Source organism: Mesorhizobium sp. ES1-1 (genome assembly GCF_020164785.1).
In the GTDB taxonomy this organism is placed as follows: domain Bacteria; phylum Pseudomonadota; class Alphaproteobacteria; order Rhizobiales; family Rhizobiaceae; genus Mesorhizobium.
In genome coordinates, this window is record NZ_JAIUGX010000003.1 from 49456 (window position 1) to 66574 (window position 17119).

The window sequence follows — 17119 nt, forward strand, 5'->3', positions numbered from 1 at the left end:
CGTTCGTGAACAACTTGCCGGGCCGCTCAGCTGAGGCCGAGCACGTCCCGCATCGAATACAATCCGGGCTTCCTGCCACGCGCCCATAGCGCCGCCCTCACCGCGCCACGGGCGAAGATGGCACGGTCCTCGGCATGATGGGACAGGGTGATGCGCTCGCCGGTGCCGGCCAGGATCACGCTGTGGTCGCCGACAACAGAGCCGCCGCGCAGCGCGGCGAAGCCGATCGAGCCGGGTTTGCGCGCGCCGGTGTGGCCGTCGCGCGAACGCACGTCATTGCCGGCAAGCGCCACCTCGCGCCCGGCGGCGGCAGCCTCGCCGAGCAGGAGCGCCGTGCCCGACGGGGCGTCGACCTTGTGCTTGTGGTGCATTTCGAGGATCTCGATGTCGAAGTCGTCGGCGGCCAGCGCGCGCGCCGCCTGTTCGACCAGCACCGCCAGAAGGTTGACGCCGAGGCTCATATTGCCCGACTTGACGATCATCGCGTGGCGCGCCGCCGCCGCGATCTTCGCATCGTCTTCAGCCGTGCAGCCGGTCGTGCCGATGACATGGACGATATGCGCCTGCGCCGCGTAGCCGGCGAACTCGACCGATGAGGCCGGCGCGGTGAAATCGAGCACGCCGTCGGCCTTGGCGAAGACCGGCAGCGGATCGTCGCCGATCGCCACATCGATGCGGCCGATGCCGGCAAGCTCGCCAGCGTCCTTGCCAAGATGGGGCGAGCCCGTCCGTTCCACGGCGCCGATGACGCGCGCGCCTGATATGGAATGGATGGCGCGGACCAGCGTCTGGCCCATGCGGCCCGCCGCGCCCACCACTACAAGTCCCATATCGCTCATCACGGTCTCCCGGCTGCCTTCTCCGCACGGCTGAGCGGCGGTTGAGTTTGGATCGGCCTGGCGTCGTCGACAAGGCCCAGGCCCTTCTTGCCCTGCACCCGGTGGAAACGGGAATAGACGCTGTGCGGATCGGCCATCAGCGAGGCATGCGTGCCTTCCTCGATCAGCCGCCCCTGCTCCATGACGATGATGTGATCGGCATTGACCACGGTCGACAGGCGATGCGCGATGACGATGGTGGTGCGCCCCTCCATGACCTGGATGAGCGCCTGCTGAACGCGGGCCTCGGCTTCATTGTCGAGCGCCGACGTCGCCTCGTCGAGCAGCAGGATCGGCGCCTGCCGGACGATGGCGCGGGCGATCGACACGCGCTGGCGCTGGCCGCCCGACAGCGTCGCGCCGTTCTCGCCGACCGGCGTGTCATAGCCCTGCGGCTGCTGGCGGATGAACTCGTCGGCCGCGGCCAGGCGCGCGGCCTCTTCTATCTCGGCGTCGGTGGCCGACGGCCGGCCATAGCGGATGTTGTCGCGGATGGTGCCTTCGAACAGATAGGGCGCCTGCGAGACATAGGCGATGGAGCTGCGCAGGGATTGCTTGGTGACCTTGGAGATATCCTGGCCATCGATTTCGATCGTGCCTGAATCGACGTCGTAAAAGCGCTGCAGCAGCGCCACCAGCGTCGACTTGCCGGCGCCGGACGCGCCCACGATGGCGGTCATCTTGCCGGCTGCGGCGACGAAGCTGAGATCCTGCAGGACAGGTACCTCTTCGACATAGCGGAAGGATACGTTGTCGAACCGCACCTCGCCCGAAGTGAAATGCGCCACTTTCGCGTCCGGTGCGTCGCCCTGCTTCGGTTCGAGATCGAGCAGCTCATAGATCATGCGCGCATTGACCAGCGCGCGTTCCATCGTGACCTGCATGCGGGCTAGGCGGCGCGCCGGATCATAGGCGAGAATCAGGGCGGTGATGAATGAGAAGACCGAGCCCGGCGGCTGGCCGAGAACCAGCGCCCGGTAGCCGGAATAGGCGATGACAGCGGTGACAGCGAGGCCGGCCAGCATGTCGGAAATGGGCGACAGCCGCTCGGAAACGCGGGCGATCTTGTTGCTGCGCTGCTCGGCGGTTTCGGCCATGATGCCGATGCGGCGCGACAGCTCCTCCTCCATGGTGAAGGCCTTGACGATGGCTATGCCTTGCGTGGCTTCCTGGATGGAGCCGCTAAGGCGTGCATTGATCAGCACCGACTCCCGGTTGATCTTGCGCACCCGGCGGGTGATGTAGACCACGGCCCAGATCAATGGCGGCCCGATCAGCAGCGAACTGAGCGACAGCACCGGATCCTGGTAGACCATGAGGCCGATGAGACCGACCAGCGTAACGGCGTCGCGGGTGATCGAGATCAGGGTCAAGGACAGGAGATCGCGGATGCCGCTGACATTGCCACCCAGTTGCGCCGCCAGTTGGCCCGAGCGCGTGTCGTTGAAGAAGTCGACGCCGAGCTTCATGAGATGGTCGAAGGTGCGCTTTTGATAGCGGGCGATCAGATGGTTGCCGATCCTGGCCAGAACCACTGCCTGGCCATAGCCGGCGAAGCCGCGCACCATGAACGCACCCATGATGCCGATGCAGATCCAGACGACGGAGTCGGCGCGCCGTTCGTAGAAGATCTCGTTGACCATCGGCGACATGACCCAGGCGGAGAAGGCGGTAGAGCCTGAAACCAGCAGCGAGCAGACGATGACGACCGCATAGGACCAGCGATGCTCGCGGCCATTCTCGGCGATGATGCGGCGAAGTACGGCAGTGACTTCGCCGGGATGGGCCTTCTGCTTCTTGTTTGAGCTTTGAAATGTCACTTCCGGGGACTTCGTCGGTTTCGCCGCCCTCAGGCGCGCAATTTGGCACCCCTCTTAACGCCGCCGCGCCGGCTTGCCTATGCCCCGGGGTGACTAACTTCGTCGCGCCAGCGCCGCCCCGAAGTCTGGACGCCAAACAGCGAAGGGTTGCGGGCATAGGCGGCGAGGCCGAGAAGCGCGGCCAGCGGGTGGGTGATCACATAGACCGGCATGGTTCGCATCAGCGCGCTGTGCGGCGCCTTGTCCTCGAAGGCAGCGCGGAAATTTCCGGCTTTCAGCGCCGGCACGATCTTCTGCGCGATACCTCCGGTGAGAAACACGCCGCCGCGGCTCATGAACACCAAAGCGAGGTCGCCTGCCGTGCGCCCGAGGCAGGTGACGAAAATCTCCAGCGCTTCCTCGGCGACCGCATCCGTCCCCGCCAGCGCCGCCGCGGTCACTTCGGCGGGCGTGGTGAATGGCGTCGGCTTGCCGTCGGCCCTTGCCACCGCCCGGTAGACATTGACGAGACCGCGACCCGACAGGATCTGCTCACCCGAAATGCGGCCCTCGAGCTTCTCGATATGCGGGAAAACCTCGAAATCGCGCGGCGTGCACGGGCCGATGTCCATGTGGCCGCCCTCGCCCGGCACGGGTATCCAGCGGCGAAGCGCATGCACCAGCCCGGCGACGCCAAGACCGGTGCCGGGCCCAAGCACGACGCGGCCGGCATCGGGCTCGGGCGTGCCGCCGCCGATCTTTTCCATGTGCTCCTCGCCAAGCGCGACGACGGCCAGCGCCTGCGCTTCGAAATCATTGAGCACGACGATGTCGCTCAGGCCGAGACTGGCGAACATCTGCCTTGGCTTGACGACCCAGGGGCAGTTGGTGAGCTCGATCTCGTCGCTGTCGACGGGCCCTGCCACGGCCAGCACGGCCGAATTGGGGCGGACCGAAGAGCGGTCGAGCACCGCCGCCTGGATCGCTTCGTCGATCGTGTTGTAGCTGGCGGTCTGGACGATGGTCGGCTCGCCCGCCTCCACATTGGCGTCGAGCACGATCGAGAAGCGCGCATTGGTGCCCCCGATATCGCCGATCAGGATCGGAAACCGCAGCAAAGTCTCGTCTTCGGCTGACATGATCCTGATCGTTCCCGCTGATGACGAAGTTGCGCACGTTCCGAATGGTTGAACTAGCGCATGGCCCCGGAAAGGGAAAGCGCCAGTTCGCCCGTCCCTCCGCAGGTTCAATTCATTGGTGGCCGCGGACGGGGGAGCGGGACGCCGATCTCGGGCGTCGAGGTGAAGGCATTCATCGAGGCCGGTAATGCGTTGCCACCGGTCGTGATCGGGGGCGGCGGAGCCGCTTCGGGTTCGGACGCCGCGACCGCCGCTGAGCCGCCGCGATAGGTCGCGGCCTCGGCCGAAACCGGCCCCGGCGCGTCGAGTACCGCGCGGCATTCCCTGGGCAGGTTCGCCATGGTCATCAGGTCGCGGGCTTTCGGCGCATCCGGGTTCTTGTTGGGGCGCCACGGCTCCTGCGTGAACCACCATGCCAAGGGCTTGCCGCAGCCATCGTCGGCCGGGGTCGTTTCCTGCGCCTTGCAGCCGGGCGATCCGGGCTGGCAGCCGATGCGCATGTGGAAATGATAGTCATGCCCCCAGAAGGGCCGAACCTTGCGCAGCCAGGTCCGGTCGCCCCGCACGGTGTCGCACAGCTTCTTCTTGATGCCCGGATTGACCAGGATGCGCTCGACCTGCGGGTAGCTCGCTGCGCGCCGAAGCAATCGGGTATGCGCAGGCGTCCACAACGCGTCCTTCACCAGATGCGTCTTCTCGTCGACCATCAAGGTGGCGCTGATGCTTTCGCGTTGCGCCATCGACAGTGGCCGGCTTGGCATCGGGGTCAGCCAGATGTCGGCGTCGAGCCCGATCTGGTGCGATGCATGGCCAGACGTCATCGGACCGCCTCGGGGCTGCGAAATGTCGCCGATCAGCAGGCCCGGCCAGCCATCGGCGGTGGCGTCGCGCGACAATCTTTCGATCAGCGCAATCAAAGCCGGATGACCCCAGCGGCGGTTGCGCGATGGCCGCATCACCTCCCAGGTAGGGCCGTCCATGGGAATGGCGACGCCGCCGGCGAAACAGCCCTTGGAGTAGAAGCCTATCGATTGCGCCGCGGTCACGGCCGGCAGTTTCCTGGCGCCGAACAGGTCTTTAGCCCGCTCCTCGGCAGCCGCCGGCTGCATGGCAAGACCAGCCAGGGCGAGCACGCCAAGGGCGGCCGCCCGCAATGATGTCCCGCCAAACCGCATCGCTGTCTTCATCAACCCGGGTCCTCATGGCAATCGCGGCCGAATCATAACACGCAGTGCCCTCGGCTTCGACCGTCAGCGCTTTATCGGGCTGCGTGCCTCGCCGTCGCGCCAACAGCCGCTTGCCCACATATGATCGAGGGCCGCGCGGTAATCGGGAAAGCGAAAGCGGTAGCCCGCCGCCTTGATCGCCACGTTGGCGACGCGTTTGTTCTCGCCATAGAAGGACCGCGCCATGGGCGAAAGTTGGGCGGCGTCGAAGGGAATTTCGGGGGGCGGCTCGACGCCCATCAGCGACGCGGCATAGGCGACGACATCCTGCGGCGGCGCCGGCTCGTCATCGGTGACGTTGAAGATACCGCCCGTATTGTCTGAAATGAGCTGCCACAACGCGCCCGCAATGTCGTCGCAATGGATGCGGTTGAACACCTGGCCGGGTTTGACCAGGCGCCGCGCCGTACCGTTTTCGACATTGACCAAAGCGTTGCGGCCGGGACCGTAAATGCCTGACAGGCGCAGGATCGCCACCGGCAGGCCGAGATTCCTGCCCAGTTGCAGCCACTCCGTCTCGGCCTTAACGCGCATCACCGAGCGCTTCGACACCGGCCGGCATTGCGCCGTCTCGTCGACCCATGCGCCGTCATGATTGCCGTAGACACCGACCGTGGAGAGATAGCCGATCCATTGCAGGGCTGGCATCCGCTGCATGATCGCGGCGCGACCGGCGTCGAGAACGGGATCGCCGGCCTCCTCCGGCCCGACCGAGACCAGCAGATGCGTCGTCTGCTCCAGCGCGGCGCCGGCCTCGTCGGTCAGCGCGCCGTCGAACAGCAGAGGGGCGACGCCGACATTGCGCAGTGTCTCGAATTTCTCCGGAGAGCGCGTCGTGCCGAAGATCGTCGCTGCGCTCTCATTGGCGAGGGCAAAGGCCTTGCCGGAATAGCCGGCACCGAAGATGAAGATGCGTTTTCCGCTCATGCAAATGCCCTGGTTGGCCGCGACAGACGCCATTCCTCCCGGACAGTGTCGTCGCTTTCGGTGTTCAAGCCTGTTTCGGCCGTTTGCGAATATTCTGCATCGGAGACAAGCCGCGCCAGCGCCCATATCGCCGCGCCGCGCACCAGCGGCGAGCCATCGCCGAGCAAGGCGCGCACGGCGCCGGCAAGCGTGGCATCGCCGGAATTGCCCGCGGCGATCAGCACGTTGCGGATGAAGCGGTCGCGGCCGATGCGCTTGACCGGCGAGCCGGAGAAGAAGGCGCGGAATGCCGTGTCGTCCAGTCGCAAAAGGTCGGCAAGTGCGGGCTCGCGCAGATCGTCGCGCGCGGCAAGTTTCGCTTCCGACGCCGCCCTGGCGAACTTGTTCCAGGGGCACGCGGCCAGGCAATCGTCGCAGCCATAGATGCGGTTGCCGATCGCCTCGCGGAATTCATGCGGGATCGGGCCCTTGTTCTCGATGGTGAGGTAGGAAATGCAGCGCCGCGCGTCGAGCCGGTACGGCGCCGGAAAGGCATCGGTCGGGCAAGCATCGAGACAGGCGCGGCAGGAGCCGCAATGGTCGATCTCGGCCAGGTCGGGGGCCAGTTCGGCGGTCGTGAAGATCGTGCCAAGGAACAGCCAGGAGCCGTGCGCGCGGCTGACCAGATTGGTGTGCTTGCCTTGCCAGCCGAGCCCGGCGGCTGCCGCCAACGGCTTTTCCATGACGGGCGCCGTATCGACGAACACTTTCACATCGCCTCCGGCGCGCGCCACGATCTTGCCGGCGATCTCCTTCAGCCGCCCCTTCATCACTTCGTGATAGTCGCGGTTCCTGGCGTAAACCGAGACGGCGCCCCTGTCGGGCCTGGCCAGCAGGTCGCGCGGATCATGGTCGGGGCCGTAATTCATCGCCAGGACGACGATCGAGCGCACCTCTGGCCAGAGCGTCGAAGGGACGCTGCGCCTTTCCAGCGTCTCGGCGATCCAGCCCATCGAACCGTGAAAACCGTCGGCGACGAATTCGGCCAGGCGGGCCGGGGCCAGCGGGATGGCATCGGGGGTGGTGACCGCGATGGCGTCGAAGCCGGCGCGCTGCGCCTCCGCGTCGATCAGCGCGCGCAGTTTCGCGGCGTCAGAAATCGAGGTCCGCATAATGCGACACCGGCGACAGGCCGCGCACGCGGTCGGTCAGGAGCGGCCGGAAGGAGGGCCGGGATTTGACCCGCGTGTACCATTCGCGCGCGGCGGCGTGTTCGCGCCAGTCGATCTCGCCCAGATAGTCGAGCACCGACAAGGTCCCCGCCGCTGCGAGATCGGCATAGGTGACCCTCGATCCGGCAAGCCAGTGGCGGGTGCCGGCAAGCCAGTTGGTGTATTTCATATGCTGGCGGATGTTGGCCCGCGCCGCGCGGATGGCGCCGGAATCGGGCGAGCCGCCACCGGCCGTTTCCGGCATGATCGGCTTCAGCACGCGTTCGCGCACCAGATGCCGTGTCACCTCGCTCTCGGCCTTGTTGAGATACCAGTCGGTCAGCCGGCGGATTTCGGCGCGCTGCATGGGGTCCTCGGCAAACAGCCGCTTGTCGCGCTTCAGGACGCCGCGCGTCTCGTCGAGATATTCGGCGATCACGGTCGCGCCGACGATGGGCACGTCGCCCTCGGCAAGCAAAATGGGCAGCGTGCCGGCAGGATTGAGCGCCAGGAACTCCTTGCGCCGGGTCCACGGCTTTTCTTCGATAAGCGCCAGCTCCTCGCCATACTCGCCGAAGGCGAGGCGGACGAAGCGGCAAGTGGCGAACATGGGATGGTGGAAAAGCGTCAGCATGGTTCCGCAATGATAAAGCACACTGGCGAATCGCCGGGCGCACCGGTAAGTCTTGGCCGCCCGGTTAGCGGGCCGTCAGGGTGTTGCGACCTATAGGGGCAGTTCAACGCCATGACAAGCAAGCCATTCTGTCAGCCATCGCGCTAATCCGAGGTAGAAATGGAATCCCAGACCATCGTCGAAGCCCTGCTGCTCGGCCTGTTGGAAGGGCTGACCGAATTCATCCCGGTTTCGTCGACCGGCCATATCCTGCTCGCCGGGCATTTCCTCGGCTTCCACTCGACCGGCAAGGCCTTCGAGATCCTCATCCAGCTCGGCGCCATCCTGGCGATCCTCAGCGTCTATTTCCGCCGCCTGTGGCAGATGCTGCTCGAGCTGCCGCATGACCGGCTGACGCGCCACTTCGTCATTGGCATCCTCATCGCCTTCCTGCCCGCCGCGATCATCGGCGCGCTGGCGCATGATTTCATCAAGACGGTGCTGTTCGAATCGCCCAGGCTGATCTGCATCATGTTGATCATCGGCGGCGTCGTGCTGCTGGCGGTGGACCGCATGAACCTGAAGCCGGTCTACCGCGACGTCGAACGGTTCCCGACGCGGCTCTACCTGCAGATCGGATTGTTCCAGTGCCTGTCGCTGATCCCGGGCACCTCGCGCTCCGGCTCGACCATCGTCGGAGCGCTGCTTCTGGGCGTCGACAAGCGGGCGGCGGCGGAATTTTCCTTCTTCCTCGCCATTCCGACAATGGTCGGCGCCTTCGCCTTCGACCTGTTCAAGAACCGCAACGTGCTGACCACGGCCGATTTGCCGATCATCGCCATCGGCTTCGTCGCCGCCTTCGTCACGGCGCTGGTGGTGGTGCGCTACCTGCTCGATTACGTCTCGCGCAATGGCTACTCGCTGTTCGGCTGGTGGCGGCTGGTGGTGGGGATCGTCGGGCTGGCGGCGTTGTTCATCTGGGGGTGAGGAGCGGTCCGCGAAGCGGATGGAAAGCCAATTGCTTGGCTTTCCGAATGACGAACGCCCCGAGCCAGCGAAGGGCGAGCAACGCCCGTCAGTGACCCCCTCTCAATTCCGTCCATAAAACGCATTCTCGACATGCACCGGCCAGCGCCAGGGCAGGACCGCGACCATGTCGAAGCGCATCGACAGTCTGCCGTAATCGGGCTGGCGCGACAGCCATAGGTCGCCGGCGGCTTCGATGCGGCGTTCCGATTCGTGGGCGATCGCCTCCATCGCCTCGATCAGCGTGCGGCGGGCCTTGACCTCGACGAACAGCACGAGGTCGCCGCGCCGCGCGATCAGGTCGATCTCGCCGAAGCGCGTGCGATGACGGCGCGCCAGGATGCGGTAGCCCTTCAGCATGAGCGCCATTGCGGCCAGCCATTCGCCGCGATGGCCGCGCCGATAGGCCTTCTGGCGGCTGGCGCTCGGGCGCTCAGCCACTGCCAACTTCTCCCAGATCCAGTTTGACCATGGTCTCATCCCTAACCCGGTTTCGATCTCTTGCGTTTGCTGACCATCGACTCGGGATCATGATCTGTCCTTGAGCTCCAGCAGCCGCCGGTAGAGCGCCTGCTTCTGGCCGCCGGTCATCTTCGCCGCCTCGGCCGCTGCCTTGGACGCCGGCATTTCCGCGGCCAGCGACAGTAGCAGACGATCGATGTCGGCGGGTTCGTCCGCTTTGGCCTCGGCCGGACCGACGCAGACGACGATCTCGCCCTTCGGCGTGTCGGCGGCGGCATAATGGTCGGCCAGAGCCTGCAGCGTGCCGGTGCGCATCTCCTCGAACGTCTTGGTCAATTCACGGCCGATGGCGGCCTTGCGCGCGCCGCCGAGCGCCTCGACCATGGCGCCAAGGCTTTCGGCCAGCCGGCGCGGCGATTCAAAGAAGATCAGCGTCGCCGGTACGGATTTCAGCGCCTCCAGCCTTGTCAGCCGCTGTGCCGACTTCACCGGCAGGAAGCCAGCGAACAGGAACGCGTCGGACGGCAGGCCGGATGCGGTCAGGGCGGCGAGCGGCGCCGACGGGCCCGGGATCGGCACGACGCGAATGCCCTGGTCAAGCGCCTCGCCGACCAGCCGGTAGCCCGGATCCGACACCAGCGGCGTGCCGGCGTCGGAGATCAACGCGACGCTCTTTCCGCCCTGGAGCGCCGCGATCAGTTTCGGCCCGGCCTCACCGGCATTGTGCTCGTGATAGGCAGTGGTTCGGCGGCGGATGCCGTAGCGGTCGAGCAGGACGCGCGACACCCTCGTGTCCTCGCAGGCGACGATATCGGCGGCGGCCAGCGTTTCCAGGGCCCGTAGCGTGATATCGGCCAGATTGCCGATCGGCGTCGCCACCAGATAGAGCGCCGCCTCAAGCGGCCGCGCCGCGATTTCGGCCTGGCCGACCACATAGCTGCGCTTGCCCGTCTCGACGGTCACTGATGGCTTCTCCATTCGGCCCTGTTTGGCACGGCTGGCGGCGGCTTGCAAAGCAGATGGAAGCGAGCGCCATTCCTTCGCCATAGTAGGGAACGAAACCGTCGATGGCAGATTAGCCCCTGATTCCGCGGAGGACAGGATGATGGACAGCTTGGCGATTCAGGACGTTTTCGAACCCTACTATGCTGGCCGCGACCGCGCTGCCGCCCCAAAGGACAAGCGGACGGCTTCGAAGGTGGATTGCAGCCCGATCCGACCGGCCGCAGGCGCCTTGCCGACCAATGTCACCCTTTCCGACAACGAACCCGACAGCACGACGGAGCACTGACCGGACGATGCCCAATCGCTTCGATATCTTCATCACCCGTCTCGAGACGAAGACAGCACGCAACGGCGTGCCGCTCCCCCCGATGGGCGGCCAGCACCGCGCCCGCCGCGACAAGATCGGCGCCAAGCCGGGTCGCTCCGGCGAGTCGCTGGCCGAGAAGAGCCGCTCCAAACACCGCCAAAAGCATGACGCTTAGCCTCTCGAAGGGCGCGGTGGCATTGCGACTCTAAGAGGCGGAAAAGACTTCAAGTCAGGTATCGCGAAACGCGTGTTTCGAGAAGCCGCACCAAGGCTGGGTCCATGAATCGGTAATTGTCCGGGATATCGAGGCAGATGACGCGGGCCTTGCCCAGGCTTGTCCTGAATTTCGTCTGCATCTTCGCCCGATGCGCTTTTTCCATCACGAAGATGATATCGGCCCACGCCACCAGTTCATGAGTGAGTGGCGTATCGGCATCGTGGTTTGTCCCGGCCGATGTAACCTCGATATCTCGACGCCGGGAAAACACCTGCTCGGCGGTCGGGCTGCGCAATCGGTTCTGGCTGCAGACGAACAGTATCTTTTTCATGAGGCTGGCGCGCCAGGTCCCTTAGAGATGCCGGTCTTGGCTGAGCTCGCCGCAAGCGCCTCGACGAGGGGCGCCGCAAATGCCGGGATGAACGAAGGCAGGACCACGCCGGCCCTCATACAACTAACTCCGCCTTTGCAGAAGGCGAAATCATCGCACCAAACCGAGGGCCCGCCTGGCCTACCTGTTCGCCCAGACCAGACCGGCGAGGCCGACCAGCATGGTGAAGAGGCCGATATAAAGCCATTGCGACTGCCCGGTCATGAAGCTGCCGCCAACTACACCGATGCCTTGCAGAGCCCATAGGGCGCCGATGGCGAGCACAATCAATGCCAGCAGATTTTTGGTCAGTCTCACGGGCGGATCTCGCTTTCCAAGTCGATCGCTCACGGCAGTAATGGGGAGCTGCAAGAGCTCAAGGAACTCTCACAGTCACGTGGCCTTCTACTTGGATAGGATTGCCGGATATTGTCAAATGGACTGATGGAACGGGCGAAATTCCACTCGGCAATTCGTTCTCGCAGACCGGAAAATCACTGACACACTGTTACCCGCCGACTCCAAACGTGTGCATCTGCCACGGAACTGCCAGCTGGGTGCCGCATTTCCTGCCTTATTTGCCACCAAACGGCTTGGGTCTGTCAAAAACGGAGCCACCCCCACCTGATGAAGATTATAAACCAGACCGCGCTTGTCGCGGTAACGATCGCTGCTGGCCTGATGGCCGGCGCCTCCACCACTCCCGCCAATGCCGCTGGCGGCCAGTGTGGCCGTGCTTCCTGGTATGCCCTGCACTCGAAGACGGCGTCGGGCGAGCGTATGAACCCATCGGCACTGACCGCCGCGCACCGCACGCTGCCCTTCGGCACCAGGCTGCGGGTCACCAACCAGGGCAATGGTCGCAGCGTCGTGGTCCGCATCAACGACCGGGGCCCCTTCATTCGCGGCCGGGTGCTCGACCTGTCGAAGGGCGCCGCCAATCAGCTCGGTTTCATCGGCTCCGGCCACACCGCCGTGTGCATGGCGCGCGTCTGAGAGGACTTACCGGGGCTGGTGCCGCCTGTCCGGACCAGCCTCTCGGTAAACCAGCACGCGGCTCTCTTCGCACTCGCACATTGAGCCGGCGCCCCCCATCCCAGCCGATTTTCCGCGCATTTGAACGATCCCGGCCAATGGCTGCGTAACGTCACGTATTGCATCGCAGCAATTAGTTGTTACCTTCCCCGTGAGGCATCAAGGGCCGGCGCTGTCGTCTGCCCTTGCGTCGCAGGCGCCAGCGGGGTTCTCGATGTTCTACCAGCTCTATGAGATGAACCACGCCGCATTGCAGCCCGCCCGCGTTTATGCCGACGCCGTTCGCCTGTTCTACTCCAACCCGCTCAACCCGCTTGCCCATACGCCCTGGGGCCGTTCGATCGCAGCCACGGCCGAGTTGTTCGAGCGCACGACGCGCCGTTACGGCAAGCCTGCCTTCGGACTGAGCAAGACCGTTGTCGACTGGAAGAGCGTCGACGTCACCGAGAAGACGGTGTGGTCGAAGCCGTTCTGCAATCTGATCCGGTTCGAACGCGCCGTCGCTCCCGGGCGCAAGCCCGACCCGAAGCTGCTGATCGTGGCGCCGATGTCGGGCCACTATGCGACGCTGCTGCGCGGCACGGTCGAGGCGATGCTGCCCCATGCCGACGTGCACATCACGGACTGGACCGACGCGCGCATGGTGCCGCTCGCCGAAGGCGGTTTCGATCTCGACAATTATATCGACTATGTGATCGAGATCCTGCACGCGATGGGCCCCGACACGCATGTGATGGCGGTCTGCCAGCCATCCGTGCCGGTGCTTGCCGCCGTTGCGCTGATGGAAACGCGCGGCGATCCATTCGTTCCTTCCACCATGACCCTCATGGGCGGACCGATCGACACGCGTCGCAACCCCACCGCGGTCAACATATTGGCGCAGGAAAAAGGCATCGACTGGTTCCGCGACAATGTCATCATGCAGGCGCCCTGGCCGGTGGCCGGCTTCGGCCGCGAGGTCTATCCGGGCTTCCTGCAGCTGTCGGGCTTCATGGGCATGAACCTCGACCGCCACATCACTGCCCACAAGGATTTCTTCGTTCACCTCGTGAAGCATGACGGTGACAATGCCGAGAAGCATCGCGATTTCTACGACGAGTATCTGGCGGTGATGGATTTGACAGCCGAATTCTACCTGCAGACCGTCGACACGGTCTTCGTCCGCCAGGCCCTGCCCAAGGGCGAGATGACGCATCGCGGCACCAGGGTCGATCCGTCGGCAATCCGAAATGTCGCCCTCTTCACCGTCGAAGGCGAGAACGACGACATCTCCGGCTTGGGCCAGACCAAGGCGGCGCATGATCTGTGCCCCAACATTCCCGCCGACAGGCATGCCCATTACATGCAGCCGGCGGTCGGGCACTATGGCGTGTTTAACGGCTCGCGCTTTCGCTCCGAGATCGTGCCGCGCATCGTCGACTTCATCACCAGCTACGGTCGTCAGAACCGTGTCGCGGTCAAGCCGAGACTGGTCCGCGCGGCCAAGAAGCAGGCCTGACCGACAGCCATTGGCTTGAAAAGATGCGATAATCGGCAATTCTGTTGCACAATAGACGCTGTCCTGCCCTTCGGGTAACCATGCCGACAATACGTCCGTCGTCGTAATTGACACGGAGTGTAAATCCCCCTTAACCTTTCGTTAACAACAAGGGGCGAGCGGGGACAATGATATCCTCATCAGTGGCGCGACGGCTGCGCTTGTGCGTGGCGACTGGGCTGGTAATGGCGGCGGGCTGGGCGGCGCCGGCCTTGGCGGCAGGGGCAATGGCGACGGGGGGCCTGACCTCGCAGCCGATCGGCCATTATGATTTCTGCAAGCTCAACCCCGGCGAATGCTCGATCCGCCCGGCCGATCTCGCGCCGGCAATGATGAGCGACGGGTTGATGAGCAAGCTGGTCAGCGTCACCGTCAAGGTCAATGCCGCCGTCAAGCCGATGAGCGACCTGGATATCTACGGCAAGGATGAAGTCTGGGCCTATCCCGACAATGGCGTCGGCGACTGCGAGGACTACGTTCTGGAAAAGCGGCGCGACCTATCGCGGATGGGTGTCTCGCTTGCCGATCTTCTGATCACTGTGGTTCGCAAGCCCGACGGAGAAGGCCACGCCGTGCTGACCGTGCGCACCGACAAGGGCGACTATGTGCTCGACAATTTGACCGACAGGGTCAAGGCATGGGATCAGACCGGCTACCGCTTCCTCAAGCGGCAAGCGATCGACAATACAGGCCGCTGGGTTTCTATCCGGGGTGGCCAGCAGATCCTGGTGGGCGCGGTTCGCTAAGGCATCGGCGCCGTCTCACAGGCGGCTGCCTTGGCTATTCTGACGAGGCGAAGCTCGCTTCGATCTGTCGTCTGCCCATCGCCGTAGCGGGACCCGCTTGCCGCCAGTGCTTAGCGTCCTGCAAGGCTAGCTTTGTCGGCGTCCGTCGAGACGCTGAAAAAAATTCTGAACTCTCCGTGAACCATTTCGGTCCGCCCGGCGACACACAGCCGTAAACCGAAACCAACCATGGAGACTTACAATGACTGCTTTTCTGCGCAACACCCTTCTCGCCGCCGCTGCCCTGTCGTCCCTGGCCGGGTCGGCCATGGCGGACCAGACCATCCCCAGCTGTGCCAGCACCAACCTGCAGGATTTGTGGAGCGGCCGGTGCTGCAGCGCCAGCTCGTCGGACTGCCATGGTGCCCGCCGCCATCGCGACAATGGCCGCCCGGGCCAGAACGGCGGCGGAAACACTGCTGGCGGCGACCACCACGACAATGGCGGCCGGGGCGACAATGGCGGCAACAATGGTGGGAGCGCGGGCAAGCCTTGACCCCGCCGCGCAGGATTGCCGGCGCACTTCGCTAAAGCGGGCGTCGGCACCTGTCGCCGCAGACCTATGGCTGACGGCCCAGTGCCGCCCGGATCGAGGCCGTGATGCGTCGCAGCTCCGTCTCGTCGAGTTTTTCGATGTTGTCGGCGAGAAGATTGGCAAGCTCGGTGGCGGCAGGGCTGAGCCCCGACGTGTCGAGCTTGACGCGCGGATGCGAGGTTTCTGCCAGCCGTGCCAGGTCCTCGGCATCGTCCCAAATGACGTTGAAATAGCCGATGATCTTCTGGATCAGGGTCCAGGTCGGCGCACCGCGCCTGCCATGCTCCAGCGCCGACAAATAGGCGGCGCTCACACCGATCGCCGCGGCCATGTCCTTCTGGCTGACGCCGCGCTCGCTTCTGAGTGCGCGCAGCCTTTCGCCGAATGGTGTCACGCCCGCGCCCTCATGAACGGGCCCGGCGCAGGCGAATATAGAGCGCGCCTGAGCCGCCATGATTGCGGGCGGCGTGATCATGGCTGGATACCAGTGGCCGGAAGGCCGGCGTCGACAGCCAGGCCGGAACCGCGCGCCGCAGCACCCCGTCACCTCCGGAGGACGATCCCTTGCCGGTGATGACCAGCACGTAGCGGATGCCGCCGGCATGGGCGCGATGCAGGAACGAGAACAACAGTGAATAGGCTTCGTCCTGCGTCAGGCCGTGCAGGTCGACGCGGCCTTCGATGGGCAGCCGGCCTTTGGCCAGCCTGTCCAGCGTCGGCTCGTCGAGGTGGTGTGTGACGTGCTGGGCCTTGGGCTTTGCCGCGCCCGCTGCGTTAACGGCGGGCCCGAGCGGCGGCGATGGCGTTGGCCTGGCATCAGAAGCAATGTCGGGAATGTCGACGGCATCCCTGCCCTTCAACGGCTTGGCCGTGCGCGCCACCAGGTTCCACAACACCCGGTCGTCCTCGCTGAGTTTATCCGGGCGGCTGGCCATCATGCACCCCCCGCCAGCGAGCGCGGCACCAGAGCGTAGAAGTCGGCGGCGTTGCGCACCACGCCGGCAATCTCGCCCGCGGTGTCGCCCGAACCGGCGAACAGATCGCCCCGCGCCGGCCCGGTGATGGCCGAGCCGGTGTCCTGCGCGATCATCAGGCGGCGAAACGGCTTACCGTCAAACGCCGTCAGCGACGGCGCATCGATGTGGAAGGGTGTGCCGAATGTGTGCAGCAGGCGATCGACCGCAATCGAGCGGCCGGGCGTCAGCGGCACCTTGGCGGCCGCGATCGGACCAAGAGCTACGTCCTCGACATCGGCCTCGCGAAAGAAGATGTAGGAGCGGTTGCGCCATAATATATCGTCGACGCGGTCGGGGTGCGCCTTGAACCAGGCGCGGATGGATTGCATCGTCACCTCATCGAGAGGGATTTCACCGATCTCGCTCAAGACCTTGCCCGGGCCGGTGAAACGCTGGCCGGACTTGGCGGCGTAGGTGATGCGCCGCAGCTGGCCATCGGTCATGACGAGCCGCGCCGCGCCCTGCACGTGGATGAAGAAGGCATCGACCTTGTCGGCCAGCCAGGCGATCTCCAGGCCCTTGCCGGACAGCGCCCCGCGTTCGATGGCGCCGCGGTCGGGATACTCAGCCGGCCCTGCCGGCGTGGCGCGGGCGAAGGCGAGATAGGGATCGAGGCCCGCAGGCCGGTTGGTGTCGTCAATATCGATGAGATCGGCAGGACGCGACAGCAAGGGAACGGAAAAATGCGGTGTCCGCACCGGTGAGGCTTCGACTTCGGGCTCGTAGAACCCGGTGACGAGGCCGGCGGCTCCGTTTTCGGCGCGGACCTGCATTGGCGTGAAATGGTGTTCGAAGAAGCGGCGGGCCTGTGGCCGATCCGGCGCCGCAACAGCAAGGGCTTCGGCATAGGCCGGCGCGAAAGCGTCGAAGTCTATGCCAAGCGCACCGGTGCGATAGGGTTTTTTCAGAACATGGAAGGCTGAGCGGCGAAAGGCCTCGAAGGCGCCCACATGGTCATCGTCGTTCCAGCCGGGCAGATCGCCGAAGGATTTTTCGACCAGATGAGACGACAGCGACACCGGAGCCTCGCTTGCCTAAAGCGCGTCGTGTCT

21 protein-coding genes are annotated in these 17119 nt (G+C 65.0%); 7 read left to right on the forward strand and 14 right to left on the reverse strand.

The features are described 5' to 3' along the window. Positions 1–26: 26 nt before the first annotated feature. The 7 genes from dapB to LB513_RS05530 all read right to left on the reverse strand — a co-directional run bounded on the left by dapB (position 27) and on the right by LB513_RS05530 (position 7793). Entirely contained in the window at positions 27–839 is an 813-nt protein-coding gene (dapB, locus tag LB513_RS05500; protein ID WP_224662461.1) for a 4-hydroxy-tetrahydrodipicolinate reductase, read from the reverse strand. Beyond that, complete coding sequence (locus tag LB513_RS05505) at positions 839–2698, reverse strand: ABC transporter ATP-binding protein (protein ID WP_224662462.1); 1860 nt, start codon at positions 2696–2698, stop codon at positions 839–841. The genes dapB and LB513_RS05505 overlap by 1 nt, the downstream gene beginning before the upstream one ends. Positions 2699–2775: 77 nt before the next feature. After that, on the reverse strand, positions 2776–3816 hold the full coding sequence (locus LB513_RS05510; protein ID WP_224662463.1) for a glucokinase: 1041 nt from the start codon (positions 3814–3816) through the stop codon (positions 2776–2778). Between the two features lie 107 nt (positions 3817–3923). Continuing rightward, complete coding sequence (mepA, locus tag LB513_RS05515) at positions 3924–5003, reverse strand: penicillin-insensitive murein endopeptidase (protein ID WP_224662464.1); 1080 nt, start codon at positions 5001–5003, stop codon at positions 3924–3926. 63 nt (positions 5004–5066) lie between these two features. Beyond that, complete coding sequence (locus LB513_RS05520; RefSeq protein WP_224662465.1) at positions 5067–5969, reverse strand: SDR family oxidoreductase; 903 nt, start codon at positions 5967–5969, stop codon at positions 5067–5069. Continuing rightward, positions 5966–7120, reverse strand: a complete 1155-nt coding sequence (gene queG, locus LB513_RS05525; RefSeq protein ID WP_224662466.1) for a tRNA epoxyqueuosine(34) reductase QueG — start codon at positions 7118–7120, stop codon at positions 5966–5968. Before queG ends, LB513_RS05520 begins: the two co-directional genes overlap by 4 nt. Continuing rightward, on the reverse strand, positions 7101–7793 hold the full coding sequence (locus LB513_RS05530; protein WP_224662467.1) for a glutathione S-transferase family protein: 693 nt from the start codon (positions 7791–7793) through the stop codon (positions 7101–7103). Before LB513_RS05530 ends, queG begins: the two co-directional genes overlap by 20 nt. Positions 7794–7952: 159 nt before the next feature. On the opposite strand from LB513_RS05530, the gene LB513_RS05535 reads away from it, so the two are divergent. Next, positions 7953–8759 (forward strand): undecaprenyl-diphosphate phosphatase, encoded by an 807-nt coding sequence (locus LB513_RS05535; protein WP_224662468.1) that lies wholly within the window; start codon positions 7953–7955, stop codon positions 8757–8759. 102 nt (positions 8760–8861) lie between these two features. Here the strand turns inward: LB513_RS05535 and LB513_RS05540 are convergent, their stop codons facing one another. Further along, positions 8862–9239, reverse strand: coding sequence for a YraN family protein (locus LB513_RS05540; RefSeq protein ID WP_224662469.1), 378 nt, complete (start codon positions 9237–9239; stop codon positions 8862–8864). 87 nt (positions 9240–9326) lie between these two features. Beyond that, positions 9327–10238 carry a 16S rRNA (cytidine(1402)-2'-O)-methyltransferase gene (gene rsmI, locus LB513_RS05545; RefSeq protein ID WP_224662470.1) on the reverse strand — a complete coding sequence of 304 codons (912 nt, stop codon included), beginning with the start codon at positions 10236–10238 and terminating at the stop codon, positions 9327–9329. A 127-nt stretch (positions 10239–10365) separates the two neighbouring features. On the opposite strand from rsmI, the gene LB513_RS05550 reads away from it, so the two are divergent. Both LB513_RS05550 and LB513_RS05555 read left to right on the forward strand, forming a co-directional pair. Beyond that, positions 10366–10551 carry a hypothetical protein gene (locus LB513_RS05550; protein ID WP_224662881.1) on the forward strand — a complete coding sequence of 62 codons (186 nt, stop codon included), beginning with the start codon at positions 10366–10368 and terminating at the stop codon, positions 10549–10551. Positions 10552–10558: 7 nt separating this feature from the next. Continuing rightward, a complete protein-coding gene (locus LB513_RS05555; RefSeq protein WP_224662471.1) occupies positions 10559–10747 on the forward strand; it encodes a hypothetical protein in 189 nt (62 codons plus the stop codon). Between the two features lie 49 nt (positions 10748–10796). Here the strand turns inward: LB513_RS05555 and LB513_RS05560 are convergent, their stop codons facing one another. Together LB513_RS05560 and LB513_RS05565 are read right to left on the reverse strand one after the other, a co-directional pair. After that, complete coding sequence (locus tag LB513_RS05560; RefSeq protein WP_224662472.1) at positions 10797–11120, reverse strand: low molecular weight protein tyrosine phosphatase family protein; 324 nt, start codon at positions 11118–11120, stop codon at positions 10797–10799. 180 nt (positions 11121–11300) lie between these two features. Continuing rightward, the gene (locus tag LB513_RS05565; protein ID WP_224662473.1) at positions 11301–11477 is read right to left on the reverse strand and encodes a hypothetical protein; all 177 of its coding nucleotides are present in this window, start codon (positions 11475–11477) and stop codon (positions 11301–11303) included. A gap of 309 nt (positions 11478–11786) precedes the next feature. On the opposite strand from LB513_RS05565, the gene LB513_RS05570 reads away from it, so the two are divergent. The 4 genes from LB513_RS05570 to LB513_RS05585 all read left to right on the forward strand — a co-directional run bounded on the left by LB513_RS05570 (position 11787) and on the right by LB513_RS05585 (position 15012). Beyond that, complete coding sequence (locus LB513_RS05570) at positions 11787–12155, forward strand: septal ring lytic transglycosylase RlpA family protein (protein WP_224662474.1); 369 nt, start codon at positions 11787–11789, stop codon at positions 12153–12155. Positions 12156–12408: 253 nt separating this feature from the next. Continuing rightward, on the forward strand, positions 12409–13692 hold the full coding sequence (locus LB513_RS05575) for a polyhydroxyalkanoate depolymerase (protein WP_224662475.1): 1284 nt from the start codon (positions 12409–12411) through the stop codon (positions 13690–13692). A gap of 167 nt (positions 13693–13859) precedes the next feature. Then, a complete protein-coding gene (locus LB513_RS05580; RefSeq protein ID WP_224662476.1) occupies positions 13860–14477 on the forward strand; it encodes a transglutaminase-like cysteine peptidase in 618 nt (205 codons plus the stop codon). 241 nt (positions 14478–14718) lie between these two features. After that, a complete protein-coding gene (locus tag LB513_RS05585; RefSeq protein WP_224662477.1) occupies positions 14719–15012 on the forward strand; it encodes a hypothetical protein in 294 nt (97 codons plus the stop codon). A gap of 64 nt (positions 15013–15076) precedes the next feature. Here LB513_RS05585 and LB513_RS05590 read toward each other — a convergent pair whose 3' ends face one another. The 3 genes from LB513_RS05590 to LB513_RS05600 are packed head-to-tail and all read right to left on the reverse strand — an operon-like array spanning position 15077 to position 17086. Next, a complete protein-coding gene (locus LB513_RS05590) occupies positions 15077–15445 on the reverse strand; it encodes a helix-turn-helix domain-containing protein (RefSeq protein ID WP_224662478.1) in 369 nt (122 codons plus the stop codon). 10 nt (positions 15446–15455) lie between these two features. Then, entirely contained in the window at positions 15456–15986 is a 531-nt protein-coding gene (locus LB513_RS05595; RefSeq protein ID WP_224662882.1) for a Smr/MutS family protein, read from the reverse strand. Then, positions 15986–17086 (reverse strand): murein transglycosylase A, encoded by a 1101-nt coding sequence (locus tag LB513_RS05600; RefSeq protein ID WP_224662479.1) that lies wholly within the window; start codon positions 17084–17086, stop codon positions 15986–15988. The genes LB513_RS05595 and LB513_RS05600 overlap by 1 nt, the downstream gene beginning before the upstream one ends. Between the last annotated feature and the right edge of the window lie 33 nt (positions 17087–17119).